20 protein-coding genes and 5 pseudogenes are annotated in these 26,825 nt (G+C 38.3%); 12 read left to right on the forward strand and 13 right to left on the reverse strand.

Annotated features, from left to right (window positions below; genetic code table 11):
- Positions 1-9 precede the first annotated feature (9 nt).
- A complete protein-coding gene (locus A3M5_RS0108145; protein WP_018393272.1) occupies positions 10-1,362 on the forward strand; it encodes an LLM class flavin-dependent oxidoreductase in 1,353 nt (450 codons plus the stop codon).
- 661 nt (positions 1,363-2,023) lie between these two features.
- On the opposite strand, the gene A3M5_RS0108150 is transcribed toward A3M5_RS0108145, so the two are convergent.
- The 3 genes from A3M5_RS0108150 to A3M5_RS0108160 are packed head-to-tail and all read right to left on the reverse strand — an operon-like array spanning position 2,024 to position 4,169.
- Positions 2,024-2,749, reverse strand: coding sequence for a sulfite exporter TauE/SafE family protein (locus tag A3M5_RS0108150; RefSeq protein ID WP_018393273.1), 726 nt, complete (start codon positions 2,747-2,749; stop codon positions 2,024-2,026).
- 10 nt (positions 2,750-2,759) lie between these two features.
- Complete coding sequence (locus A3M5_RS0108155; protein ID WP_018393274.1) at positions 2,760-3,014, reverse strand: hypothetical protein; 255 nt, start codon at positions 3,012-3,014, stop codon at positions 2,760-2,762.
- A gap of 18 nt (positions 3,015-3,032) precedes the next feature.
- Positions 3,033-4,169, reverse strand: coding sequence for a tyrosine-type recombinase/integrase (locus A3M5_RS0108160; protein ID WP_018393275.1), 1,137 nt, complete (start codon positions 4,167-4,169; stop codon positions 3,033-3,035).
- A 479-nt stretch (positions 4,170-4,648) separates the two neighbouring features.
- On the opposite strand from A3M5_RS0108160, the gene A3M5_RS0108165 reads away from it, so the two are divergent.
- The 4 genes and pseudogenes from A3M5_RS0108165 to A3M5_RS22580 all read left to right on the forward strand — a co-directional run.
- Positions 4,649-5,638 carry a helix-turn-helix domain-containing protein gene (locus tag A3M5_RS0108165; protein WP_018393276.1) on the forward strand — a complete coding sequence of 330 codons (990 nt, stop codon included), beginning with the start codon at positions 4,649-4,651 and terminating at the stop codon, positions 5,636-5,638.
- A 41-nt stretch (positions 5,639-5,679) separates the two neighbouring features.
- Complete coding sequence (locus A3M5_RS0108170; RefSeq protein ID WP_018393277.1) at positions 5,680-6,480, forward strand: HipA domain-containing protein; 801 nt, start codon at positions 5,680-5,682, stop codon at positions 6,478-6,480.
- A complete protein-coding gene (locus A3M5_RS0108175; protein WP_018393278.1) occupies positions 6,480-6,872 on the forward strand; it encodes a hypothetical protein in 393 nt (130 codons plus the stop codon). The genes A3M5_RS0108170 and A3M5_RS0108175 overlap by 1 nt, the downstream gene beginning before the upstream one ends.
- Positions 6,873-6,965: 93 nt before the next feature.
- Positions 6,966-7,397, forward strand: a pseudogene (locus A3M5_RS22580) (Fic family protein); the annotation flags it as partial.
- 658 nt (positions 7,398-8,055) lie between these two features.
- Here A3M5_RS22580 and A3M5_RS0108185 read toward each other — a convergent pair.
- The 3 genes from A3M5_RS0108185 to A3M5_RS0108195 form a co-directional block, all read right to left on the reverse strand.
- Positions 8,056-8,850, reverse strand: coding sequence for a helix-turn-helix domain-containing protein (locus A3M5_RS0108185; protein ID WP_018393280.1), 795 nt, complete (start codon positions 8,848-8,850; stop codon positions 8,056-8,058).
- Between the two features lie 100 nt (positions 8,851-8,950).
- Complete coding sequence (locus A3M5_RS0108190) at positions 8,951-9,526, reverse strand: hypothetical protein (RefSeq protein ID WP_018393281.1); 576 nt, start codon at positions 9,524-9,526, stop codon at positions 8,951-8,953.
- A gap of 76 nt (positions 9,527-9,602) precedes the next feature.
- Complete coding sequence (locus tag A3M5_RS0108195; RefSeq protein WP_231373228.1) at positions 9,603-11,540, reverse strand: primary-amine oxidase; 1,938 nt, start codon at positions 11,538-11,540, stop codon at positions 9,603-9,605.
- A gap of 361 nt (positions 11,541-11,901) precedes the next feature.
- Here A3M5_RS0108195 and A3M5_RS25330 point away from each other — a divergent pair.
- Positions 11,902-12,009 (forward strand): annotated as a pseudogene (locus tag A3M5_RS25330) (IS6 family transposase); the annotation flags it as partial.
- A gap of 8 nt (positions 12,010-12,017) precedes the next feature.
- Here the strand turns inward: A3M5_RS25330 and A3M5_RS0108200 are convergent.
- Positions 12,018-12,914 carry a LysR family transcriptional regulator gene (locus A3M5_RS0108200; protein WP_018393283.1) on the reverse strand — a complete coding sequence of 299 codons (897 nt, stop codon included), beginning with the start codon at positions 12,912-12,914 and terminating at the stop codon, positions 12,018-12,020.
- Positions 12,915-13,045: 131 nt separating this feature from the next.
- On the opposite strand from A3M5_RS0108200, the gene A3M5_RS22585 reads away from it, so the two are divergent.
- Positions 13,046-14,350: an APC family permease gene (locus tag A3M5_RS22585; RefSeq protein ID WP_018393284.1), complete on the forward strand. Its 1,305-nt coding sequence runs from the start codon at positions 13,046-13,048 to the stop codon at positions 14,348-14,350.
- 260 nt (positions 14,351-14,610) lie between these two features.
- Positions 14,611-14,760: pseudogene (locus A3M5_RS22590) on the forward strand (DUF6262 family protein); the annotation flags it as partial.
- A gap of 243 nt (positions 14,761-15,003) precedes the next feature.
- Here A3M5_RS22590 and A3M5_RS0108215 read toward each other — a convergent pair.
- The gene (locus A3M5_RS0108215; RefSeq protein WP_018393286.1) at positions 15,004-15,711 is read right to left on the reverse strand and encodes an IS6 family transposase; all 708 of its coding nucleotides are present in this window, start codon (positions 15,709-15,711) and stop codon (positions 15,004-15,006) included.
- 728 nt (positions 15,712-16,439) lie between these two features.
- Between A3M5_RS0108215 and A3M5_RS22595 the strand changes: the two are divergent.
- The 4 genes and pseudogenes from A3M5_RS22595 to A3M5_RS0108245 form a co-directional block, all read left to right on the forward strand.
- A pseudogene (locus A3M5_RS22595) lies at positions 16,440-17,177 on the forward strand (pyridoxal phosphate-dependent aminotransferase); the annotation flags it as partial.
- Positions 17,178-17,315: 138 nt separating this feature from the next.
- Entirely contained in the window at positions 17,316-18,629 is a 1,314-nt protein-coding gene (locus tag A3M5_RS0108225) for an aminotransferase class I/II-fold pyridoxal phosphate-dependent enzyme (protein WP_018393288.1), read from the forward strand.
- Between the two features lie 7 nt (positions 18,630-18,636).
- Positions 18,637-19,303 (forward strand): annotated as a pseudogene (hemQ, locus tag A3M5_RS22600) (hydrogen peroxide-dependent heme synthase); the annotation flags it as partial.
- A gap of 115 nt (positions 19,304-19,418) precedes the next feature.
- Positions 19,419-20,897, forward strand: a complete 1,479-nt coding sequence (locus A3M5_RS0108245) for an aminotransferase class I/II-fold pyridoxal phosphate-dependent enzyme (RefSeq protein ID WP_018393290.1) — start codon at positions 19,419-19,421, stop codon at positions 20,895-20,897.
- A 156-nt stretch (positions 20,898-21,053) separates the two neighbouring features.
- On the opposite strand, the gene A3M5_RS0108250 is transcribed toward A3M5_RS0108245, so the two are convergent.
- The 5 genes from A3M5_RS0108250 to cobA form a co-directional block, all read right to left on the reverse strand.
- Positions 21,054-21,761 carry an IS6 family transposase gene (locus tag A3M5_RS0108250; protein ID WP_018393291.1) on the reverse strand — a complete coding sequence of 236 codons (708 nt, stop codon included), beginning with the start codon at positions 21,759-21,761 and terminating at the stop codon, positions 21,054-21,056.
- Positions 21,762-22,058: 297 nt separating this feature from the next.
- Positions 22,059-23,507 (reverse strand): MocR-like pyridoxine biosynthesis transcription factor PdxR, encoded by a 1,449-nt coding sequence (gene pdxR, locus A3M5_RS0108260; protein WP_018393293.1) that lies wholly within the window; start codon positions 23,505-23,507, stop codon positions 22,059-22,061.
- 670 nt (positions 23,508-24,177) lie between these two features.
- Positions 24,178-24,912 carry a hypothetical protein gene (locus tag A3M5_RS0108270; RefSeq protein ID WP_018393295.1) on the reverse strand — a complete coding sequence of 245 codons (735 nt, stop codon included), beginning with the start codon at positions 24,910-24,912 and terminating at the stop codon, positions 24,178-24,180.
- Between the two features lie 400 nt (positions 24,913-25,312).
- Positions 25,313-26,035, reverse strand: coding sequence for a sirohydrochlorin chelatase (locus A3M5_RS0108280; RefSeq protein WP_018393297.1), 723 nt, complete (start codon positions 26,033-26,035; stop codon positions 25,313-25,315).
- On the reverse strand, positions 26,032-26,808 hold the full coding sequence (gene cobA, locus A3M5_RS0108285; RefSeq protein ID WP_018393298.1) for a uroporphyrinogen-III C-methyltransferase: 777 nt from the start codon (positions 26,806-26,808) through the stop codon (positions 26,032-26,034). The genes A3M5_RS0108280 and cobA overlap by 4 nt, the downstream gene beginning before the upstream one ends.
- Positions 26,809-26,825: the final 17 nt, after the last annotated feature.

A 26,825-nucleotide genomic window follows, 5' to 3' on the forward strand; every position in this document is an offset into this window, starting at 1 on the left:
ATATGTAAATTGGCAAATAAAAAGAAACAAATGAAATTAGGTGTATTTTTAATGATTCCAGGGCACCACTTAGTAGCCTGGCGTCATCCAGAAGCACAGTCAGAAGATATTTTGAACTTCGAGTTCATTAAACAACTTGCTCAAACAGCAGAACGGGGTAAGTTCGATGCATTGTTTCTACGAGACTTGTATCACTTTTCTAATAATGGTTTTCAAAGTGCGGGGGGAGGAGGTGTATCTTTTGAACCGTTAACATTATTATCTGCCATTTCAACAGTTACCGAAAAAATTGGTCTAATTGGTACAGTTTCCACATCATTTAATGAACCATTTAACGTTGCACGTAAGTTCGCTTCTCTTGATCTTTTAAGTAAAGGTCGTGCAGGTTGGAACGTGGTTACTTCAATTTTTGATAGTGAATCTCAAAATTTTAACCTAGATCATCATTTGCCTCCCGAAAAACGTTATGAACGAGCAGAAGAATTTGTGGATGTTGTGACGAAACTTTGGGATGGTTGGGAAGATGGTGCCTTAGTTATAGATAAAGAAAGCGGTACATTTATAGACGGTTCGAAGATTCATCAGACTAATCATCAAGGTGAGTGGTTCAAAGTAGCGGGTCCGTTAAATATTCCACGACCTGTACAAGGCCATCCAGTTGTCGTGCAAGCAGGTTCATCAGATGCAGGAAAAGAGCTTGCAGCGCGTACAGCAGAAGTCATTTTCACTGCTTGGCAAACAATTGAAGAAGCACAAGCTTTCTATGCGGATCTCAAAGGGCGTATGAAAAAATACGGTCGTGATCCAGAAGAATTAAAAATTATGCCAGGAGTTTTTCCGATTATTGGGCATACGGAAGAGGAAGCAAATGCGAAAAAACAATTATTTGATGAGCTAATTTCTGAGGAAGCAGGTGTAGCCTTATTATCCAGCACACTCAATGTCGATTTGTCTCAATATCCAGTGGATGGTCCATTACCTGACTTACCACCAGCTGAACAAGTCAATGGATATAGAAGTCGCTTCCAACTTTTAAAAGATTTAGCTGATCGCGAAGGATTAACGATTCGTCAGCTTTACCTACACATTGCGGGAGGACGAGGACACAGAGAAATTAAAGGTACACCTGAACAAATTGCGGACCAATTGCAACTATGGATTGAAAACGATGCAGCAGATGGCTTCAATATTATGCCACCCTATTTCCCTGGTGGATTAGATGACTTTGTAGAGCTAGTGATTCCAATTCTTCAAGAGCGGGGCATCTTCCGCACAGATTATGAAGGGTCAACATTGCGTGACCATTTAGGATTAAAACGTCCAGAAAATATATTTACTAAAAACCAATCTGCATTATTATAAGGAAATATTTTTGGGCAGCCCCTACAATTAAATATTAGAAAGAGCATGTTTTGATCAATCTTTTTTCAAAACATGCTCTTTCTGGTTCTAGTGCAAAAACTTAGGGACAGTTGCAAATCTCTTGGAGATACTGATCACGTCCTTTTTTAAAGTAGTATCAGCATGCCTATAAGTTAGAGATTACTTACCAATGTCTTAAATTTTTTGCACCAGAACCATAGTATCAGCATGTCCAAGATTTAAAGATGATTTGCACTGTCCCTAAGTTTTTGCACCAGAACCGACTTTTTCAATTAACGTAAAATAGCAATCCATGTATAAATCAAGCTTTAATTGTCCATAATATAAACGAGGGTGTAACCCTCCCCGAATTTGAATAGTCTTATACTTAGAACGGGATACCTAACTGGTCATCCCTTTCTTTATGTGTCTACTGGATATAAATTTGCTTGTTGTACATAAATTTCTTATGGACGGTTAAACTGATACTGTATGAGGTTCCTTCCTGCATACGACAGATTTACTCCTAAACGTCGAGGGTTTTTTGGCTCCCCCTCGGCTTTTTATACTGCACTTTCTGTTTGTTGAAGTATTCTACCCCGATAGTAAAAGCGTCTCTACTTATTGTAGAAACGCACCTGTTAATTGAATATAATTATGGCTATAACAAACTCAAACTTTCGAGAAATAGATAGACCCCTGTACAAATCAAAAGGATATATGTAAATATTCTAAAAGTCTGTTGGCTAAGCCATTTGAAAATAATTTGACCTATAAATAAACCAAGAAATACAATTGGAATTGAATAGAAACTTGATTCCCATATTATTTTGTTAGTTCCAGTAATAATTATTTGGGTTATTAGACTAATGAAATATATAAAGAGATAAAAAGCTAAAGTAGTTGCTCTTAACTTCCCTTTTTCAGTATCTGTTCCTGTAAAGTAAAGCAATAACGGAGGACCCGGCATACCGATACTTGTAGTTAAAACACCTGCTAATCCACCAACTGTGAAGTCCCTTAATTTTGTTGATTTAACCTTAAAATTGCAAATCAGTAACAATGTTAATAGTAAGAGAAGTATGCTAACTCCTAATTTTAAAGCATTAATATTAATATTAATAAAGATTAAAACACCAAAAGGTACACCAACTATACTCCCTAAAGTAAATCTTTTTACTAGTATAAAATCAATATCCTTTCTTATCTTCAAAATTAATGATATTGAGATAATTAAAGATAAAATAATGTTTATTTGTATGGCTTCCTGTGGTAGGAATAACATTAGTAAGAAAGGTGTTGCCATTATGGAAAAACCAAGACCTGTACTTGATTGCAGTATAGAAGCCACTAATATAATACATATGAAAATTAATTCAGTCCCCAAAACATCCCTCCTATTTAACAAACCCACTTATTGGTTTTTTCACTTCTTTTGTGGAAGAAAGCTCCCACTCCCTCATTTCTTCTGCACAATGGTCTTCATTTTGAAACAGTTGGTATTCTCCTTTTGGAGAAATATAATGTGTCAAATTGGACTCTTCGATGTGAGGATGTGTAATCGTTATAGCTGTAATACCTTTCTTTTTTAGTTTATTTTGAGAAAACTTCAATCGCGATTTTAACCTTCCTATGATAAAAAACGGCTTCATTTTGTCGTGTTTCTTCTATTATATATATCGACCTAACGTGTCCTGATTCCACTTATGAATAGCATGTTGCTCCCGATCCATAATCTTTTGCAAATAAATCATGGTCGTATCAATTTGCTCATGACCAAGCGCGCGCATAATGTCATAGATATTCGCACCGCTCACATAGCTGATAATCGCAAAGCTGTGCCGGAAAACGTGCGGCGTGATCCGGCTTGTTCGTGCCTGAATGGAACGGATCGGCACCTTTTCTATGGCATTGCCGAGGAAGGTGGAGAAATACGATGGACGAAACGCCATGTGTCTGCTGTTTGGCAAAAGCGGTTCGTCACTTCCCACTGGGAAGGCGGCTGATAGAAACCGTGCTTTTCGGTACAAAATGAGGCTGTCCATGACCTTCTCCTTTAGTGGTATATCCCGCTCCTTGTTCCCTTTTCCAATCACATGCAGATAAAAGCCGCCGAGAATCGGATCAAATCGGACATCGGACATTTTCAGTCGACACAGTTCATCGTTTCGTAGACCGGTGCCAACTAATACGTGGATCAAGCTGAATACAATCGGATTGCCGGCATCGTGAAAATAGTCGAGCAGCTGAATCACTTCACTCGGCCCCAGGTCCCGATTTGGTCGGTCGTCTTTCCGCACGGTGGAGGTTAACAGACTATCATGAAGCGGTTCCGTGATATACCGCTTTTCAAAAAGAAAACGGAAAAAGCTTTTGAGAACGACCGTTTTTCGTGACAGCGTGGCCGGTGAATACGGCCCATTCTCTTTCACATACGGACTGGATTCTGTCAGCCACATCTGATAGCGGCGCACATGACGTGGTGAAAGGCTTTTGAATAGAGAGCCTTCGACGACATCCTCAATATCCAGCCCGATTTCTTCGGCATATTGCAACAGGTTTCGGATCATCTGCTCCAATTCCAGTTCATATTCCCGAATCGTCCGGTCCGATCGGTTGGCTGCTTCATTGAGGTTCGTGTTCCGGTATAAAAAATAATGAAGGACATCGCGGTCATTTAAAAAATGGAACTTATCTTTTTTTTCCTTCTCCGCCTGATCCATCCGCTGCACCAAATCTGTTATAATTCCCTGCCGGTCGTCTGGAAATAAATTCATTTCTATGTCCATTAATGAAAAAGTCGTCATCTCCATCTCATCCTTTCTTTTTTGCTCAGTTAATTTGCATTATGAATTTATGTAAATATGTATTATATATATAAAATTAAAAAATATATTAATTATTCTTTTATTATAACCATTCATTTATTTATTTTAAAATAAATGAACACTATTCTATAAATTAATTAATTCTAGTGAAAAAAATACGATATTTGTTTCATTTATTATAATACATTTTAATTAAAAATTATCATAATATATAGTAATTAATAATCGGTTGAATAATTGTTTAAATTAATCAATTTAGATATACTATAATTATCAAATAAATTACTGGAAATTTAGTGATAAACGGCTCTGTTTATTTATTGATAACACCAATCAATATGAAGGAACAATATGCATACAAAAATCAGCAATGTATTAATAGAGTAACTAGCAAAAAGACATTCAAAAAGAAAAAATGGCTGAAGCTGTGTTTATGTAAAAATAAGGAGTTGTTTTCGTTGAATAATCTAGAATACTATACAACAAAAGAAGTGGCTTCTCGGATCGGTAAATCTGTCCCGACGATTCATAAATATGTGGAGGAAGGCAAATTAACACCGGTTGAAGACTTATGGGGCGGATACCGAGGACTCCTATTCGAAAAAGAGCCTATTGAGCAATTCATTCAGGAAATGCCGAATGAAAAACCAGGGTTAACTCTTAATGAAGCGGCTGATCGTTTACAAACCAACCGATCTACGGTGCAAACCTACTTGAATGAAGGATTGGTCCCTTACGTCAAACGGGAAAGCCGCGGACGGGAAGTCACCTTTATAAAAGAAACCGATCTGAAAGAGTTTACTGAGATACATGCTGAACGGCTTAAGGAGGACCGATTAAAACAAAGGCACTTTTATAATCGCAAGAACAATGAAGCCATTTATCATCGATTTTCCTCCTCTTCTATACAGGAAGCACGACTGTTCCGTGAAGGATTAGGGGATTGGTATTTTATCGTCCCGAAAACAGGACAAACGCTCTCCTATAACGAAGGGATTTATGAACATAAGTTAAAACCTGATTATCCAGTGGTGTTTGGGAAGCGAACCGGCACACCGGGTTATGCCAAGCTGAAACTTCCCCTCCGCTATTCACTCACCTATCAATTCGTGGATCTGCTTTATCAATACGCTCACGTAGCCAATATGTATATGGATATGGAAGAAGATCGGCTGATTGTGTTAGTGAAAGATTGTGTATGCTTTGATGTATCTGAAGAATTGGCGAGCTTTATCCAATCACGGATCGATGAAGGTCAGGCCAGGTTTCAACGTGGTGTCCTGGCTATCGAATCAGAAGAAGAAACCTTATCTGTCCGATTATCCCGTGAAACAAAACAGTGGATTAAGCAGCTTGCGGATCAAAATGGATCAAGTATGCAGGAGGTTGCCAGCAGCATCATTGAAGAGTATCGAAAAATGAAAAACAAAGTTGGGGAGCATTTATAAATAAAGGGAATCCATATTTTTTAAAAATAGGAGGTGGATCAATGGAACGTATTTTTATTCCAGAAGACGCCAACGAAATCAAAAGTACTTCGAGTAAAGGGGATCAATCCAAATGGTTAATCGGGACGAAATGGATCAAGCAAAACACAAGAGGGTATGAACACTTAGCTGAGTATGTGGCCTCTCTTATTTTAGAATGCTCTACCCTCACTTCTGAGGAATATGTATCCTATACACCGTGTTTATTAGCATTCCCCGATGGCCATGAATCCATTGGATGCTACTCAAATGACTTTAGAGGGCTGCAAAAGCAGGAAGTATCACTGGAACGTTTATTTGAATCGAATTTTGAATCGACCAGTGATATTTTAGACAACAAAAACTATTCAACCGTAGATAAATTTCAAGCCTTAACAGAAAAAATTCACGTATTCACGGGCTTAGATACCAGAAAAGCATTGGCAAGAATGCTTGCATTTGATGCATTCATTTTAAATGAGGATCGCCATACGAATAACATCCTGTTTCTTTATCACGCCAAAGAAAATGTCTGGCAGCTTGCGCCAATGTTCGATCATGGATTGAGCTTATTATCTGATGTAAAAGATTATCCCATGAACGTCGCTCTTCGAATTTTAAAGCGTAAAGTGAAAGCGAAACCGTTTAATCGTGCATTTAATAAGCAATTAAGTCTCTATCAAGAGGAACCATTTATTATTAGAGATCAATTGCGCCAAAAACTCGCCTCATCCTCCTATGATTTAGGGAGAGCAAAAGAAGTTCTAGATATGCAGCTAGATGATCCCGTGTTTCAAAAACTGTTAATTGAAGGTGAAAAGTGATGATTGATTACATGAAATTTGATGTGATGCTATTTGATGACATCATTGCAAGCGTAGATTTGAAGCCTAAAAACAGTGACCAACCTTATATTAAAAACTATATAAAGGGCTTTAACAAACAATTTTCACCGGATATGGAAGGGTCAATTACACGTGAGGAACTTGAAAAATGGTTAAAGTGGCGCACTTTCCCGCCGACAAGAGCTAATGCCGATGAGCTGCTAGAGGCACTTGGCCTAAATGCATATAATCGCTGGGGAATCGTACGCAAAACGCATGGTGTGATGGCGGATGATGAAATTTGGCTGCGTTTCAAGGGAGAGGAGCATCTGCGCCACAGGGATGTTTCTTTGCGCAAAGAACAGTACTATCCGGATTTAAAAACGGAATAAATTAAAACAAATAGGCCGATATGAAAGAAACGATGGATAAAATTTACGGGGACTAACTAAAAATGAAGGTAGCGTCTTAAAGAGGTGCAAAAAATATTTGAACAAATTAATCAAAAGAAGGCACTGCTAGAGGAAAAAAGACCTTTACCTAAATACACGTTAACAAGTTTGCGGGAGAAATTATTACTTGAGTGGACATATAACTCAAATGCCATTGAAGGCAATACATTAACGATTAATGAAACAAAAGTCGTTTTAGAAGGAATTATTACCGTAGGTGGAAAAACGATGCGTGAGCATTTAGAAGTTATCAACCATAGAGATGCCATTGCTTATGTAGAGGAAATTGTTCATAAAGAAGAACCTTTATCTGAATGGCAAATGAAGAATTTACATCGCCTCGTTTTAAAGGGCATTGATGCTGAATATGCAGGTATTTACCGAGATCAGCAAGTATTTATCTCAGGTGCTAGTCACGTACTGCCAGCCCCTTATTTAATTAAAGAACAAATGGAGCAACTAATGATGTGATACGATACAGAAGCAAAAGAGGAAAACGGTATGAGTGTGATGGATATTTCAAAACTAACTGGGGTTCCTCGATCCACCATTTATTCAGAAATTAAAAAAGCACAATCTATAAAAACAGATTAAAAAACGTGTTTCTTCTATTATATATAGAAGAAACACGTTGGAGCTAGTATAGATGTATGGATCCATTTAAATTAAGTCCTTATCCTAGAAAATAAGAGAGGACGTATCCGTATGAAACAAAAACGCTACAACCAAGATTTCAAAGGAACAATTGTCAATCTTTAGTTCTGGTACACCCGTCAACCAACTTTCCAGCGAATATGGGGTTTCTGAAGTAATAATCTATAAATGAATTAAAGTACACTCTCCAATTGAAGGTGCGAATGAACTGACACCGGCTGATATATCAAAGATTCAGAGATTTAATCTCCTGTGGGCCTCCTCCATTATAGATAAATAAATTAACACCCATTTTACATAATGCACGACTTGTTAACTCTTCACCAAAATTCATATTAATCGTTACAGAAGATAAATAGCTTTTGCTTCTTTCTGCATTTTTAATCTGTTCATCAATGTTTATGTGAGGATAAGTTCTTTTTAAGCCTTTAAGAACTTCTATTGCTTGTCTATCTAAGGAAGCATTTATTTATAAATTCTGAGAAAGATGTTCTAAAAACTGAGTCGGTGTCAATTGAGTAAATTTTTTAAAGCCTCTTATAAAATGAGCATGATCATAATATCCATTTTCATAGACGATATCTAAAGAACTGTAATCATTCTTTTTAAAAATCATTGCTAAAGAATTTTGAAACCTAACAATTTCACTAAATTGCTTTGGTGAAAATCCAATAAATTTTTCGAATTTTTTCCGTAAATATCGATCCGAATATCCGGTAGCTATTGATAATTGATTGACACTTATATTTCCTTTAGATAAGTAAATTTTTTTAATACAATAATCAACAAGACTTATCTGGTCGCTTTCATTAGATAGACTCTTAATAAACTTTTCAAATAAATGTATTCTTTCTCCAAAGGATTTTCTGATTAATGATTTTTCTATCAAAAAAGAGTCCATAGGCATTATATCTTCTAAGGGGATTTTTTTACCTAAAAGTTCTCTCATGGAATAATTAAATTTAAGAAGCTTTTGTTCCGGAAAAAGTCTTACACCAAAAAATTCGCAATCTTTTTGAAAATCTAGTTGCTCACTTCGATGATGCGGACTTGTCAAAAGGAAGGTTGTATGGCTTTCTGGACTGATACAAAAAAGGAGATCAATTGATCCATCAGGAATAAGCGAAAAAGAGTTAACCGCTGCTTTTTGAGTATTAAATTGATAATACAAAGCAACATCTGACCCTAAGGTTCTTTGCTCGATGTAATTATCCATACTATATTGGATTTCAGGTTGAGAAGGAAAAAATGGAAGGGTTTTCATAAAAGTTCACTCCTCTATTTTCTATACGGAGGCAATACCTATAATATATTCACCGTTTCACTGTAAACAAGGCTTTAAGGATTTAGAAAGGAATTATTTATCAATGATGTTGGTGTTGCCCCTCATTAACTTGATTACTAGGTTCCACAGATTTAGTATCCATATAGGTAAAAGTAAATAAGATTATAACTGAAATAATAGTCGTAATAATCCACGGATAAGTTCTTGGTTTAAATGTAAGGTTTTCTTGATCTTTCTTTAATTCCACATTCATCATTGCCACGATGAACAAAATACTTACAATAAAGAGGATATCCATATAAATGAGCATTGCTGCATAATTGCCTAGGGGTAACATATCTCCAAGCATTGCACCCATCATTCCACCCATTATTCCTCCAGCCATTCCTTCTCCAATAGCTAATAGGTTAATAGGCTTTCCGGCTAAATATCCGACAATCAGACTGAATGTCATGGCAATCATAGTAGAGTGAGCTAAATCACTTGTATAGAAAATTCCGACAATTAATCCGATAGTTAGACTGCTTCCCATACACAATACCATGACGATCATCATGCCTGTCATGTTCTTTAAATTCTTTCGTACTTGATGTATTTTTACTACACAAACACTTGTATAGAGTAAGACTATAAGGGTGCTGATAGTCAGTAACATGTTTGTTCACTTCCTTTATATAAGAAGGTGAAAAGGGAATTGATGACAGTTCCCTTTTCAAACAACTTTATAGTTATTAATGGCAGCTAGCGCCTTTGATTGCTGCTGGACGTGGAAGATCCAATGCTGGGTTTCCATTATAGAAACCATGAGGTTTCAACATGAATCCGATGTAATGAGTTGGCATTACTGGCCAGTCTTCAGGACGTACAACGTGATGAACAGCCATATTATACCAAACAACAATATCTTCATTTTCAATGTTGCGGTTCTCTTTTACCCAATTATTAAGCGTGCTTCCGTTCCATTCCCCTTGGTTCGGGTATTTACCAGAAGCATACATTTGATCACGATCAAATTTTGTAACGTGTAAATGATTTTTAATAAATCCTGCACGTTTCACGATACTTGATTCATCATGTAAGAAAATTCTTGCATTTTCACCAGGTACAAGTTCAAAACCTACTGGCTCACCTACAAAGTTTTTCTTGTTAGGGTTAATGATCTTCCATGCTCTTGCTGTTTCTTGATTCATGTTACGTTGCGCTTCTAGTTCCGTTTGGAATGTTGTTACTTCCGGATAGAAAGCATTTAATTGTTTATTAGTTGCATAATCAGGCTTCGATGCTACTGTGTTCAATTCTTGAACAGAGTTTTGTTGGCCATCGATATTTACATCAATACGGTAGTTAAAGATATGTTGGTGGATTGGTGCGCCAATTTGTGGTGCAACCAATGATCCGTACTTCGGATTTACGCCTTCTTCAAGCACACTAACATTCAAGATACCTGTTAATTTTGCTTCATGTTCAATTTTACCGTCTGTATAGAAGTACCAGAAGAATCCGTAGTCATAGTTCGCTACTGTCGTGAAGAATGAAATTACTAAACGACGTGAACGGCGTACTTCTACCTCATCTGTTCTCCAATCTGTATGTTTCCATGCAATTCCGTAATCTTCTTCATGAAGACAAATCGCATTTTTAATTCTATGGATATCACCATTACCTGTTGCCATAACAGCATCGAAGTAGTCGATATGACCGACACAGTCACAACCGCGCTCCAATGAGTTAGCTAATTGGCCGATTCCGTATTCACCAGCATCAAACGCACATTGCCAGTCATGAGCCGGATCTGTATCTCCGTAAGGAACNACCATTTCAGATAAAGCCGCACGGTATAGGATTGGGCGTTTTACCCCTTTATCATGATAATCTACTGTGTTAAGAACAAGACCTTCGCGTGCTGTGTAACCAATTCGAATATCCCATTTTTGCCATTTAATGTTATGTCCATTAATTTCATAGCTAGGGCCTTCTGGTTGTGTGATTTCTAATGGTTTTAAATCTGTCCGTACTTGGATAGCATCAGATTGCTCCGGTTTATATGGTGCAGCTGTTGGCGCAATCGGTCTTACTCCGTAGTCCTCAATGCGTACAATTTGCATTGTGCTTAAATCAACGACAGGTAGTAGACCTGAAAGAGGATATGCATATGCATTATCGCCTTCAAATTTTCTAACGAAGCAAAGTGCCTTTGCAAGACGTTTTCCTTCATCTTCTTCAATACCGAAGTTACCAACAGACCAAGGATCAACCATAACTAGGCTTGGATCTGTAATGCCACGTTTTGCAAGCGCTGCATGGAAGTCAGGATGGTTTTTCACTGTTTCTTCAAGTTCAGAATACTCTTCAAAAAGGAATGAAGGTTGAACGCCTGGAACATGTGTCCATGAAACAACTTTTTCATTAGTAAGAGAGATAACACCTTCATACGTTTGGCTATCTGACGTATCCAAAACGATCATGAAAGCTTCACGTACAACTGCATCTCCTTCTTTGAAATTTAACACAACTGATTTTTCAGGCTCATACAAACCAACTTGCTCAAAACGAGCTGCATCTGTTAGTCCTTGTTCTTTTCTTGCAATTGCAACCGCTTTTATAATTTCGTCTGCTGTTAGCGGTTCTAGAGGGTGACCCACTTTTTGTAAAACTCGGTTTTCCATCATTTTTCCTCCTTCAATGTCGTTGATAGTCTTTACAACCCTTTTATATAATGACTATGGATCAATAATACCTCTATATATTTTTAGAAACCTTGTACAAATCGGTATTATTCGACAATTAATTTAAATTTTCATGGTTTCTTCAAGCTCACCATATTCTTCTAGATACCAGGATGGTTAAATCTGGACATGAGCGCTTTTTGCTTTTCATAAGAAATGAACGACAGATAAAAAAGAGCCGTATCAGTCACTAACGTTGATACGGCTTTTCTGGTTCTGGTGCAAAAACTTAGGGACAGTTGCAAATCATCTTTAAATCTTGGACATACTGATACTATTACTCTAAAAAAGGTGCGTGATCAGTATGGAAAAGCCACATTTATTCAAGTGGAAACATTATCAGCCTGACATTATTTTGTTAACAGTGAGGTGGTACCTGCGGTACAACTTGAGCTTTCGTAATGTGAATGAAGATGCTTCCTATTCTTGCGTCCTCCATCCTACTGCATGCTCCCTCACCATACTCATAAATTCCCGTGCTGCATGAGACAGCCACTTATCCTTATGATGGGACATAATTGTTGAAATACTGCCCAAACCGGAATCCCAAGAAATGGATCGAATCCTGTTCTGGTCAAGGTCGTTTTGTACTGTTACAAGAGGCAAAATAGAAATACCAAGACCGCACATAACACATTGTTTGATAGCCTCAATACTCCAAAACTCCATGCCTGCCTCTGTTGCGATGCCCTTGCTTCTTAAAAATGCTTCGAAATAATCCCGATAGCTCCCCTGTTCCGTAAATAAAATATTTTCATTATCCTGCAAAACAAATAACGCAAGAGTTCTTGTATCATCGGCATCTGGAGGTAGGATGATAACCAGGGTTTCTTCCACGAGTGTTTCCGTATGCAGCTCGTGATCCTCATGCGGAGCTTGTAAATAGAAGCTCACATCTAGTCCCCCTCTGCGAAGTTCCTCCTGCAAGTCCCAGCAAGACCCCGATTTCATAATCAGATTCACTTTAGGGTAACGCTTACGATATGCTTGGATAATGAGCGGTAGACGATAAATCATAAGGGACTCTGGCGCCCCGATGCGTAGCGTTCCCGTTATTTCTTTTTCCATATGAAAAACATCTTTTGCTTTCATATAAAGCTGGATCATTTCCGAAGCGTGCGTCAAAAATTGTGAACCTACTTCTGTAAGTTGAACCTTCTTGCCAATCCGATCAAACAAAGGGGCACTCATTTCCTGTTCGAGTGCCTGGATATGAGCTGTAACTGTTGATTGGGCATATCCTAAATACGTGGCAGCGCGCGTAAATCCTCCCATATCGACAATCGCTTTGAATGTAATTAAGTGTCGTATTTCCATTATACATCTTCCCTTCATCATTATTTCCGATGATTATCATCATGATTATTCATTTTACCGATGGGAAAGTTCTACATATAATCAAAGTATACGAGATTACCATTCGTTTCAAGAACTTTTGAGGTGATACTATGCAAAACAAAAAAATTGGATTCGTCCTACTGAGCGGCTTGATGATTGGACCCATCCTTGGATCGGGCATTATCATTCTCCCACCGGCCGTATACGAAACGGCCGGAAACTATGCTATCTTTGCTTGGGTGTTCATGCTATGTTTGAGCATGTTATTTGCTTATCAGTTTGGCAAATTAAGCCTTATCATTCCAGGTGATTCGGGCGTTGCGCTCGCGGTAGAGCGAGCATTCGGATCGCACATCAAAAATCTATCGGCCATCTTCTTCATTCTCGCTGTCTGCTTTGGTCCTGTCGCTGTCATCGGAACGGCCGGTCATTACCTACAACTCCTGACCTCTCAAACATTTGTGCAAGAGGAATGGCTCACATTCGGTTTGCTGTGCATTGTGTACGTTATATTGACGCGTAACATCACATCGGTAGGAAAAGTTGCTTTCTTTATGTCTAGCTTCATTGTTGGCACCTTGCTTATTGGGAGCCTACATACCTTGTTCACGACGGACGGCGGTATCAGTCTGACAGAACCGATTACCGTGTATGACTTTGGTCAAAGTCTGCTTCTCTTGTTTTGGGCATTGATCGGCTGGGAAGTAATTGGGAGTTATTCATTAGAGGTAAAGTCTCCAGAACGCACCATTCCAAAGGCTGTAGCCCTAAGTTTTACGATCATCGCCATCGTCAGCTTGACCGTCGCACTCGCATTTCAATGGACACACGCAGGTAACAGTGGCACAGATGATCAATCCTTAGCGCCCTTACTAGCAGGTTTATTCGGAAGCTGGGCAACCCCGCTCATTTCCACCATCACTATCGCCCTATGCCTCAGTACTGTATTACTGGTCATCGGTGCTGTCACAAGACTTATCCGTGACCAAGCAGGAAACGGCGTGTTACCGTCACGGCTTTCCTTTAAAAATGAAAACAACGTTCCATCCCAAGCACTTCTTCTTATGTTTGGCATCCATTCCTGTATGTTTGTTCTCTACACGATGCACATCATAAGCGTCCAACAGCTTGTCTCCATCGCCAACGCTTTCTTCTTATGTAATGCGCTGCTTGGCGTATTGGCATGCCTGCGCTTGTTTGCTTCACCGTTTTTAAAAGCGGGGGCATTGTTGCTTTCCGTATGTTTTCTCTGTATCTTATTATTTTCTTCTTCTTTTATTTTGGCAGGGATTACAGGGATTTCGATTTATTTTGTTTGGTTACAGAGAATCGAGAATAAGCGGGAAGATATGTTGAGACAGGTTGAATTGTCGCTTTGTAAAAAAGATTGTTCAAGATTTGATCCTAATCCTTAAAATGGATTATCCATAGACAAAAAAGCAGCTTTTAAGGTGTTTTTACTTTGTTTTACTTTATGGTTCAGTCCTTTTTGTAGTTTTTAATGAAACAAGTAAAAGTTATTGATGTTGCTTCAGAATAAGGTTTGATTAAAATAGCGCTCTTAACCTTGAAAGATGAACAAAAGATAAGTGCCTATTTTGAAAAAAGAATGATCATTTTTGCGCTTCTTGTTAAACTAACTCACCAGTTGGTTGAAGATCATTTTTATACTCCACCAAATCAACTTAAACGGGAAACGAATGAAAACAATAAGGACACCTTTATCGCTTCATTAAAACGTAAAATAAAAAAATTAGATGAGGAAAATAAAGAACTACATGAGCAGTTGAAATTTGCTTATGCAGAAGTTTACAAAAAAATCTGAGGGAACACTGTTCCCTACCTTATTCAATTAAAGGGTCAGACTCCGCATTAACTTATTATGAAAATGATGGGATTTTGAAATAATTGATATTAAGGTTCTAGTGCAAAAAATTCAAAGAAATTGCAAGTAATCTCTAACTTATGAACATGTTGAGAATTTTAAGTGACATATGTTTTTTTCCGGTTCTGGTGCGAAAATAATTTGATAAAAAGATAGAACCTATATTGCCTACTAACTTGCGAGTTATGATGCTATTCCGAACAACTTATATATGAATCCAACTTCATTTTGGGCAGACTTCACTTCTTGGTGAACTTGCCCTTTTTTTATCATATGCATCGCTTCAATGCCACTCAATATATAAGTCGCTGTTTTATACAACTTGAATCCCAACATAGAGCGCACACGTTTCTTAATGAAACGGTGATCTTGTTCTACTATATTATTGAGATATCTCACTTGCCTTATTTGTGTGCCTTCGGGCATACGTTTCTCTTCTTTTAACTCTTGAATTGCTACAGGATAGGTTGGATTCTTGTCTACTGTTATGACACGAGGCTTAGAAACATGATAAGACCGCAAAGCTTTCTTGAAGAAGCACTTTGCAGCCTGTTTGTCTCTTGCTTTACTGAGATAAAAATCAATCGTGTTTCCTTTGGAGTCCACTGCACGATACAGGTACATCCATTGACCTTTTACTTTGATATATGTTTCGTCGACTCTCCAAGAGTCATTTGTTGGTCGAAGATGACGCCGTACTCTTTCATCTAATTCCGGGCTATATTGATGAACCCAACGCATAATCGTTGTGTGAGCCATCGATAAGCCGCGTTCCTCCATCATCTCCACTACGTTACGAAAGCTCAAATTGTACCGCAGGTACCATCTTACTGTTAACAAAATAATGTCCGGCTGATAATGTTTCCACCTAAATAAACTTTGATTTTCCATACTGAGCACGTCCTTTTTTAGAGTAGTATAGTATCAGTATATCCATGAGTTAGAGATTACTTGCAATTGTCTTAAATTTTTTGCACCAGAACCATAACATGTCCTGCAGAACGATTATCGAAAAGTGTATGGTATTTCTTGCATCATATTAGAAAATAAACAGAGAAAAAACGATTCCGGGCTTTTATGGAATCGTTTTTTTTAACCCTTTTATTTTGCCTCTCGAATTTACTTTTTCCTAATAGTTTTATTGTTCACACTTTTGTCAAATTCAAAAGAAAAGCTTTGGTATCATCGTTAATTCCTGATCATTGACGATTGCTTAGTAATATAAAGGCAGATAACGCTTTCATTAACGTTTCTTTTTTATGCTAATCCACATTAAAAATTGGATGGCTAAAACGCGTGTCGATTGGATGGTCATTTTTTTTATTACTTTATTATGATAATACATATCAAGCGGCAAAGAAGCTTTGTTCGTCATGTGAAAAGATTATCTTTTTTATGTTACAAGGCTTTACTTAAAGGAATCATAATTCCTTTTTAATAAAGCAACGACCTCGGAAATGATAAATACGCTTTAAGTTGATTACCATGATCATCAGAAGAAGGGGATCCATTTGAGCAGTTATTAAAAGTTTACGCTACAAAATCATCAGTCGTACTCGTATTTTGGATGCTGCAGTCGACATTTATAACTTGAATTAACCACTCTTTCTTTAAAGACCACTCAGCTGATTGTGACCAACGGGGCAGACGAGCTTATTACTCTTATTTCTGAAACATTTTTAGAGCAAGGCGATGAGATTTTAGTTCCTTCTCCGTCGTTTAGTGAATACGATTTCGGAGCCCATTTAATGGGTGCGTCTATTGTTCCTGTTCCTTTTACGGATCAATTTGAATATCACGTTGCTGCCCTGCTTTCAGCTGTGACAGAACGAACGAAAATTCTGTACTTGTGTTCACCAAACAATCCAACAGGCACTTACTTATCGAGAACTCAGTTAAAGGAGCTGCTAGATTCTCTTCGGAAAGATATTCTGGTTGTGTTTGACGGAGCTTACAGCCATTATGCAACAGCGGAAGATTATACAGACGGATTCGAATTTATTGATTCAGGCTATCCCGTTATTGTTCTACAGACTTTCTCAAAAATTTATGGCCTTGCCGGCATTCGAGTGGGGTTTGGTGCTGCTTCAGAGTTCATTATTAATAATATATTGAAAGTAAAAGAACCGTTCAATGTGAATATGCTTGCTCAAGCCGCTGCCGCTATGACAGATTATCAGCATGTTCAACAATCACAGGAATTAAATGAGAACGGACGCAGGTTTTTGTATAATGCGTTTTCTGATCTTGGTTTGAAATATATAAAAAGCATGAGCAATTTTGTTTTTGTGAAAATTGGATCAAACGCAAAAGAAATCTATGAAATGTTGATGAAAAAAGGGGTTATCACCCGATAGGGCGATATATGGGGGTTGCCTGAATATATTCGAATCTCAGTAGGCAGCATGGAGGAGAATGCCATTTTGGTAGAAGCAATGCAGGAGATTTTGAAAATAGACGGTGAATAACTCGTAAAAGAGCAGGAGGATGCCATATTGAACGCGCTGGCTGAACAATCAAACAAAATCATACAACATGAAAACTTATTTGTTTATGAGATGTTATCAGATTTAGGGAAAAAGATGTATGAACCAAAGGGAATTTTAAGTCAAAGCGCTGAAGCAGGCAAAAAAGCATACCGTTTTAATGCCACAATCGGCATCGCTACTGAAGAGCAGGAGCCGATGCATTTCGAGCATATACAAAAACAGTTTAATAGCTATGCACCAAAGGATATTTATCCTTACGCACCGCCATCCGGGAAGCAGGCTTTAAGAAAAGCATGGAAAGAGAAGCTGTTAACGGACAATCCATCAATGAGAAGTTATCATATGGGATTGCCGATCGTGACAAATGCTTTAACACATGGATTAAGTATCACAGCTGACTTGTTTACAGATACAGGGGACACCGTCATTGTGCCAGATAAGTACTGGGGAAATTATCAATCTATATTTACTCTTCGAAGAGGTGCTCAGTTGGCCACTTTCCCGCTCTTTAATGAGGAGAACTGTTTTCACACACACGCTTTAAAAGCAGTGCTGCTTCAGCAAAAGGAAGCGGGCAAGGCCATTGTTTTATTAAACTTCCCAAATAATCCAACAGGGTATACACCGAGTGAGAAAGAAATGAGTGCCATTGCTGCTGTTCTTGAGGAAGCCGCTCAAGAAGGTATTAATATTGTAACCATTTTAGATGATGCCTATTTTGGGCTGTTTTATGAGGATTCATCTCAAGAATCTTTATTCGGAAAGCTGGCAGGGCTGCATCCTCGAATTCTGCCTGTCAAAATAGATGGGGCAACAAAAGAAAATTATGTGTGGGGACTTAGAGTGGGGTTTATTACCTATGGATCTTCAAGCTCACTTCTGTTGGAAGCATTGGAGAAGAAAACAAATGGGATCATAAGGGGAACGATCTCAAGTGGTTCACATTTATCCCAGACAGTCATACTGAATTCCCTGCAATCACCAGAATATGTACGGGAAAAGCAGGAGAAATTTGAGCTGATGAAGTGCAGAGCAAACAAAGTAAAAGAGCTATTGAGCCAAGAAGAACACAATCCTTACTGGTCCTACTATCCGTTTAACTCCGGATATTTTATGTGCTTGCAGCTTAAGGAAGTGAATGCTGAAACGCTTAGACTTCATTTATTGAATGAGTATGGAGTAGGCGTGGTGGCGATCAACTCGACGGATCTGCGTGTCGCATTTTCATGTGTTGAGGAGCAGGACATTGAAGAGCTGTTTAAATTCATCTTTAAAGGAATAAAGGATTTAACCGAATCAGCTTTAGCAGGAAAGGTGTGAGAACAATTTGGCTCAAGCAACCCAAACCCTCGAGGGATGGTATTGCCTTCATGATTTTCGAAAAATAGACTGGATAAAATGGAAATCTCTATCTGATGAGGAGCGGCAAAAAATACTTGCTGAATTCCTGCAGCTTCTTGATGACTGGTCAATTACACAAAACGAAAAAATGGAAGCCATGGTTTGTACCAGATACTCGGACAAAAAGCAGATATAACGCTGATGATGCTTCGGCCGACTGGAGATGAGCCCCACGGTATTGAAGCAGCTTTTAATAAAACAAAGCTGGCAGGATTTACCCTACCAGCTACTTCCTATGTATCTGTGGTAGAGCTGAGTAATTATCTTCCTAAAGAGAAAAATCCTTATGATCAACCTGAGATACGCGATCGTTTGTATCCTATTTTGCCTGATACAAACCATATTTGCTTTTATCCCATGAATAAGCGCCGTGAAAGAAGGACAACTGGTATATGCTTCTGATGGAAGAACGTAATCATATGATGCGCAATTACAGCATGATTGGGCGAAAATATGTAGGGAGAGTAAAACAAATCATTCTTGGCTCGTTTGGTTTTGACAATTATGAATGGGGAGTAGCCTTATTTGCGGATGATATGTTTCAATTTAAGAAGCTGATTCATGAAATGCGTTTTGACGAGGTGAGCGCACGCTAGGGTGAGTTTGGTTCCTTCTTTATAGGGAGTGCACTCCCGCAGAAAAGCTTATACGCCTGTTACATGTATAGATTTTTAACATCCTAAATAAACAAAGAGGTGCAGATTAAGATTGTATTCTCAATTTAACACGCCGCTATTTACGGCATTAGTAAACCATGCGAAAAAGAATCCTGTTCAATTTCATATTCCCGGTCACAAAAAAGGAAACGGCATGGATCCAGATTTCAGAGAATTCATTGGGAGAAATGCGTTATCTATAGATTTAATAAATATCGAACCTTTGGATGATTTGCATCAGCCAAAAGGAATTATTAAACAAGCACAAGATTTAGCTGCTGAGGCCTTTGGTGCGGATCATACATTTTTTTCTGTTCAGGGAACAAGCGGAGCAATCATAACAATGGTTATGTCTGTCTGCAATCCGGGAGACAAAATTATCGTACCGCGCAATATCCATAAGTCTATTATGACTGGAATTGTTCTATCTGGCACTATACCTATTTTTATTCATCCAGAAGTAGATCCTGTTCTGGGTATTTCACATGGGATTACTCCTGAATCGGTAAAAAAAGCACTAGAGATTCATCCTGATGCAAAAGCCGTTCTTGTGATCAACCCAACGTACTTCGGGATTGCAGGGGATTTAAGAAGAATTGTACAAATAGCCCACTCGTATGATATTCCAGTACTAGTTGACGAGGCACATGGAGCTCATATCCACTTTCATCAGGATCTTCCGCTTTCTGCTATGCAGGCCGGTGCTGATATGGCTGCAACAAGTGTCCACAAATTAGGCGGTTCTATGACACAAAGCTCTATTTTAAATGTGAGAAAAAGCCATCGTATTTCTATTAAGCATGTACAATCCATTTTAAGTATGCTGACGACTACGTCTACCTCTTATTTGCTGCTTGCATCACTGGATACCGCAAGAAAAGCGTTAGCAACTGAAGGAAAAGCATTGCTTGAAAATACCATTCGCCTGGCGGAAGAGACACGCTCTTCGATCAATAAAATTGATTATCTTTACTGTGTGGGACAAGAAATTGTAAAAACAGACGCTGCTTTTGCAATGGATCCAACAAAACTGCTTGTTTCAGTAAAGGAACTTGGAATTACAGGGTATCAGACAGAAAATTGGCTTCGTACAAAATTTAATATAGAAGTAGAATTATCGGATCTTTATAATATCTTGTGCATTATTACTCATGGCGATAGTAAAGAAGATTTGTTAGTCCTTGTGGAAGCATTAAAGGAATTGTCTGCTCAATTTAGAAGAAAGAGAAATACAGATGTGAATAGCACCGTTTTACTGCCTGATATTCCTGCACTTGCTATTACTCCGCGGGATGCTTTTTGTGGTGAAACAGAAATTATTCCGTTTGAAGAATCGGCAGGACGGATTATGGCTGAATTTGTAATGGTTTATCCACCTGGAATTCCAATTTTTATTCCAGGTGAAATTGTGACGGAAAAAAATTTATTATATATCAAAAAGAATGTAGAAGCTGGACTTCCTGTTCAAGGTGCAGAAGATCAGAATTTGAAATCGTTGCGTGTTATTAAAGAATACCACGCGCTGAACTAAATTTCAGTTATTACGTAGCCAATTTAAAAGAATTAACGTTAAGGATAATCACTATAAAACTTTCTAATGCTAAGATAGAATACCCCACTTACCTGGTTCTGGTGCGAAAATAATTTGATAAAAAGATAGAACCTATATTACTCGCTAACTTGCGAGTTATGATGCTATCCCGAACAACTTATGTATGAATTCAACTTCATTTTGGACAGACTTCACTTCTTGGTGAACTTGCCTTTTTTTTATCATATGCATCGCTTCAATGCCACTCAATATATAAGTGGCTGTTTTATACGACTTGAATCCCAACATAGAGCGCACACGTTTCTTAATAAAACGGTGATCTTGTTCTACTATATTATTGAGATATCTAACTTGTCTTATTTGTATGCCTTCCGGCATACGTTTTTCTTCTTTTAACTCTTTAATTGCTACAGGATAGGTTGGATTCTTGTCTACTGTTATGACACGAGGCTTAGAAACATGAAAAGACCGCAAAGCTTTCTTAAAGAAGCACTTTGCAGCTTGTTTGTGTCTTGTTTTACTAAGATAAAAATCAATCGTGTTTCCTTTGGAGTCCACTGCACGATATAAGTACATCCATTGACCTTTTACTTTGATATACGTTCCGTCAACTCTCCAAGAGTCATTTGTTGGTCGAAGATGACGCCGTACTCTTTCATCTAATTCCAGGCTATATTGATGAACCCAACGCATAATCGTTGTGTGAGCCATCGATAAGCCCCGTTCTTCCATCATCTCTACCACATTACGAAAGCTCAAGTTGTACCGCAGGTACCACTTCACTGTTAACAAAATAATGTCAGGCTCATAATGTTTCCACTTGAATAAATGTTTCTTTTTCATACTGATCAGGCACCTTTTTTAAAGTAATAGTATCAGCATGTCCAAGATTTAAAGATGATTTGCACCTGTCCCTAAGTTTTTGCACCAGAACCAAAAAAGACTTTGTCAATTCAAAGAACTCAATAAAAGACATAAAATCACTAAAACTCCCTAAATCAAATTAAGGATTCATGAGATTTTTGAACGAAAATCCTCTTGAAAATAATTGAATTGCTCTTGACAAGTTTGTTTTTCAACACTACGAGCCTCATGAAAGAATCATGAGGCTCTTTAGACAGTTAAATCAAATTTTCTTTCTTAATTTTTTGAAAAAGATTTTATTGCTTTGAAAGCTTCCGAGAATCTTAATATTCCTTTACGAATATCCTCTGGCTCTTCCCGACCAAATGTAAAGCGGATATATCCTTTTTGAGACCCCATAATACTTCCTGGAACAAAAGTAACTCCCCTTTTCATCGATTCCTCTAATAGTTGCTGTTCATCTATCTCGTCTTTCAATTTGCACCAAATGTGGATACCACCTTTCGGCATCAGATATTCAACGTGATCCTCTAAAAAATAATTAAGACTAGAAGTTATTTCATTTCTTTGTGCTTCTAATTTCTTTCTAAGTAGTTCAATATGATCTTGAAACTTTTCTGACTCTAAAAACTCTTTTGCAATCCACTGTGTAAAAACGCTGTGACCGAAATCAACCTGTTGTTTGGCATCAGCCAGGCGCTGAATAACTGGCGCAGGGCCTATGACCCAGCCAATTCTCAGTCCTGAGGCAACAACTTTAGATAATGAACTTACATACACCACGTTCCCATTTTGATCTAAAGATTTCAACGTTGGATTTATCTTTCCATTAAAAGACGTTAAACTGTAAGGATCGTCCTCAATAACAGGAATGCCGAATTCAGAAGAAAGGTCTAGAACTTTCTTCCGGCGTGTCAGAGACATTACTGTTCCACTCGGATTTTGATGATCCGGATTTAAAAAAATCATTCGAATTTTATGTTTTTTATGAAGAGATATCAGGTCTTGAGGATTTATACCATCCTTATCTACAGGCAGGCGGAAAGTCCTTAACCCAGCGGATTGAAAAATAGACAGGGAGAAACAATAGGATGGATCCTCAATCGCCACCGCATCGCCAGGCTTTAGCAGGCACTGTATAATCAAATGCAGGGCCTGCTGGGCACCTGATGTGATTAAAACAGAGGCTGGATCGGCTTGAATATATCTGGATTCACTTACATGAGCACAGATGGTTTCTCGCAGTGATTCACTTCCCTGTGGATGACCATAGCCAAGATACTCTGTAAAGGGCTGTCCTGAGAGAATTTCTTGAAATTCAGTGTTCGGAAACAGTTCTGTTGCTAACTCACCACTCGCCAAATTAATTAAGTTATTTTTATGTGCTTCCGTTCGAATACGCTGAACCAATGGAAGGCTTGGCAAGAAAGAACCATCTTCCACATAACGCCCCCAATTTGGGATCCGTTTATGCGCGATCCCCCAAATATCCGTACTGATTCTTGTCCCGCTTCCCTTTTTTCTTTCCACTATTCCAAGTGACTGAAGTTCTTCATAGGCCGCAATAACTGTACTTCGATTAACTTGCAGCTCCTCGGCTAAAGCACGCTCTGAGGGCAGCAAACTGGCAGCTGAAAATATTCCTTTAGAAATCCCCTGCTCTATATAATCGGCAATTTGTTTATAAATTGGCCGTTTTGCCGTTCGGTCCGGTCTCCATTCCATATACATTCCTTCTTTCATGGATTCTTATCTTTAATTTTTGTACAAAAAAAGGCCGTTTACACAAACCTCGAGTAAAAAATTTTTAGATAGTGAAGATATATTGGCCAACAAAAGAAATCATAGTTCATCCTATCTTAAAATGTAGCTACTGCCTACCAGAGACCCGCAGTTAAACCAAGAAATAGTACAACATAAATAATAATTAAATTCTTTATATTGCACTTAGTCAACTTATCGCAATCTGTGCCGACATTTCCCGCTTCGAACAACGTACCGATAATCCCCAGGATCATAATTATTACAATAATTGCATAAACAACTTTCACAATTTCTCTCCTTTTATGAGATAAAAGAAATCGGCAAGAATATCTTTTTATAGGTAAAATTAATCCAGACTTTTATGATTGTAACCATCCACTTCTCCTCTTTCCTCATCAAGAAAAAGTGAAAGTTCGCTGAATGTAAATTTGCTCTTTTTAACAAAACCTTTATGGGTGCTGCTGATTTCGAAGGATTACTTTCCAGGACGCTTTGTACAATCATAGTGCAGCCAATAGGCTATAAACATCGCTTAATCCAAAAAGCTACGGCTTGTTGTTATATAGCCAGGAATAAATGATATTAAATGGAACTAGCTGTAGGAATAAAAAAGCAAAATATTAAGAAAAGATTATTGAACAATTTCATCGTGTCTTATTGCTGTCTGTACAATAAGGCATAATTCACTTAGTTTTTCTTGAATTTTTGATTTTACTTCTTCCATTTCCCTGTTTGTTTTTGTGTGTCCAATTTGGTTTTTCAGCCACGTATAGATCGTTTCAACTCTCTTTTCTTCATAACTAAGCATGTCCTCTTCAACTTTATATGTTTCTTTACAATGAACACGAATAAACTCATCGACCGCTTTCTGTTCTTCTTTACCTTCCTGTCCGGCTCCCAGCTTTTCAAGTAAAATATTGTATAAAAGCACAAAACGAGCAACTGGATCTTCATTTTGCAAAGCTATCCTGTAAAGCCGTCTGTATGGATCATATTGTTGTTGTTTAAGCTCTGCTTCCATTTTTCTTATTTGATCTTTAGTAAAATCACATGTACCTGCGAAAATAAAAGATTTACAAAACTCATCTAAACGCTGGACCCGTTCTATACTTAGTCCATATTCAAAAGCCAAATAGTCTAAAATTTCACCTAGATGTTCATCAATTTGATCCCAAAGAGTGTCTCTATTATAAAATGGCTTCAAGTAAAAAATCATATTAAATCTCCCTAGATCTTGGGGAACAACAGGCAAGTGTAAGATTTCTGTCCTTTCAATTACATCACTTTCAAATTCAACAATAAATGTTTTCTCAAACCATAGCCCCACATATTCTTTTACTGATACTTCGTATTCAATTTTGGTCATGGGAGGTCTTTTTATTCTACGTCTTGTAATTTCTATCTTGAAAACTACCTCCTTTCTAATTGTTTGCGGTCTTGATGCAATAAAATTAGAGTATAGATAATTTTTTCTGAATTAAAAAGCATTTCAGCTGTTAGCTAGTTTTTCATTAGTGACCCGCTTGTTTTGGCACTTCATAAACAAGGGGCGCTTCATCATCCTGCAAGCCCTTGATTATATCTTCTGCAATTTGTTTTCCTAATTTCCGGCCGGCAATGTTATCACTTTCATTGTTTACTGCCCCCTCCGGTCAAAACTCCATCTTTTTCTTTAAACCATTGCAGTTGATCACGCATTATTACGACTTCACCAACAATGATCATACTTGGATTCGTAATTCCTTCTTTTTGAGCCACCTCATATATTAGAACGCTTCTTCTACACGCTGTGCGAGTATTTGACCAAGTACTGGGTCGTAGCCAAGATGTCCGCATAAATGAACCTCTGCTTCTGTTTGAAGTTTTCTTACTGTACGCTCCATTGTTTTCGTTAAAATGCCTGTAAAAAGCAAGTATGGAACGATAAACAGCTGTCTTGACTTTGTAGCAGCTAATTCATGCAAGGCATCTTCAAATGCAGGTTCACAGGCCGCTAAATATCCGATATGTACATCGGATAACTTGGTTTTTTTCTTAAAAAGATGGATAATCTGGTCAAAGTCCTGTTTCGTTTCCGGATCACTGCTTCCGCGTCCAACGAGCAATACACATGCATCTTCTTGAAAAGGTGCCGCTTCTTTCATTCGTTCGATTAGTACATCAACAATATGTTCATGCACACCGAGTGGGCGTCCGTAGCGAATCATAAGATCAGGATATTGCTGTGCCGCTTTTTTTAGTTCCTCTGGAATGTCTTTTTTCGCATGTCCAGCTGTTAACAGAAGAAACGGCATGGCAATGATTTCTGTGGCCCCTCTTTTTACACATTTCGCTATGCCTTCCGCAATCGATGGGTCCGAAAGCTCTAAATAACAAATTTCTTGAATTTGAGCATCAACAATGGGCATTGTTTCTTCAATAAATGCGGCTGCTTGTTTTGCTCCTTCTCTTACACGGGTACCATGACATACGTAGAGGATTGCTCTCATTGTTCACTGCCCCCTCCGGTCAAAGATCCATCTTTTTCTTTAAACCATTGCAGTTGATCGCGCATTTTTACGACTTCCCCAACAATGATCATACTTGGATTCGTAATTCCTTCTTTTTGAGCCACCTCATATATGTTTAAAAGTGTGCCTGTGACCGTTTGCTGCTTTGGTGTCGTTCCCCAATGAATAAGAGCAGCTGATGTTTCTGGCGGTTTGCCGTGCTTGATAAGTTGCTCTTGAATGTAAGGAAGATTTTTAACACCCATATATATGGCGATTGTATCGATACCTTTAGCAAGAGAGGCCCATTTCATTTCCTCATCTGCTCCTGTCTTTCGGTGGCCGGTTACAATCGCGAACGATGCGCCATGATCGCGGTGCGTAACAGGGATACCTGCATAGGCCGGAGCTGCAATCCCAGAAGTAATACCAGGGATGACTTCAAATTCAATGCCGTGACGGACAGCGAACGCTGCTTCCTCACCACCTCGCCCGAAGACGTATGGATCACCGCCCTTTAAACGGACAACTTGCTTGCCTTCTTTCGCATGTTTAACAAGAAGTTCATTAATGTTCTCTTGCTGAACAAAATGACGGTCCGGCAGTTTTCCGCAAAAGATCAGCTCGGTTCCTGTTTTGACATGATCAAGCAGCTCCATGCTGATTAAACGGTCATACAAAATGACATCAGCTTGTTTGATTGCATTCAGACCCTTTACTGTGATTAAATCCGGATCACCCGGACCTGCACCGACAAGCCATATCTTGCCCATCGTGCCACCTCCCTGTT

Source organism: Bacillus sp. 37MA (genome assembly GCF_000372765.1).
Lineage (GTDB): Bacteria > Bacillota > Bacilli > Bacillales > Domibacillaceae > Domibacillus > Domibacillus aminovorans.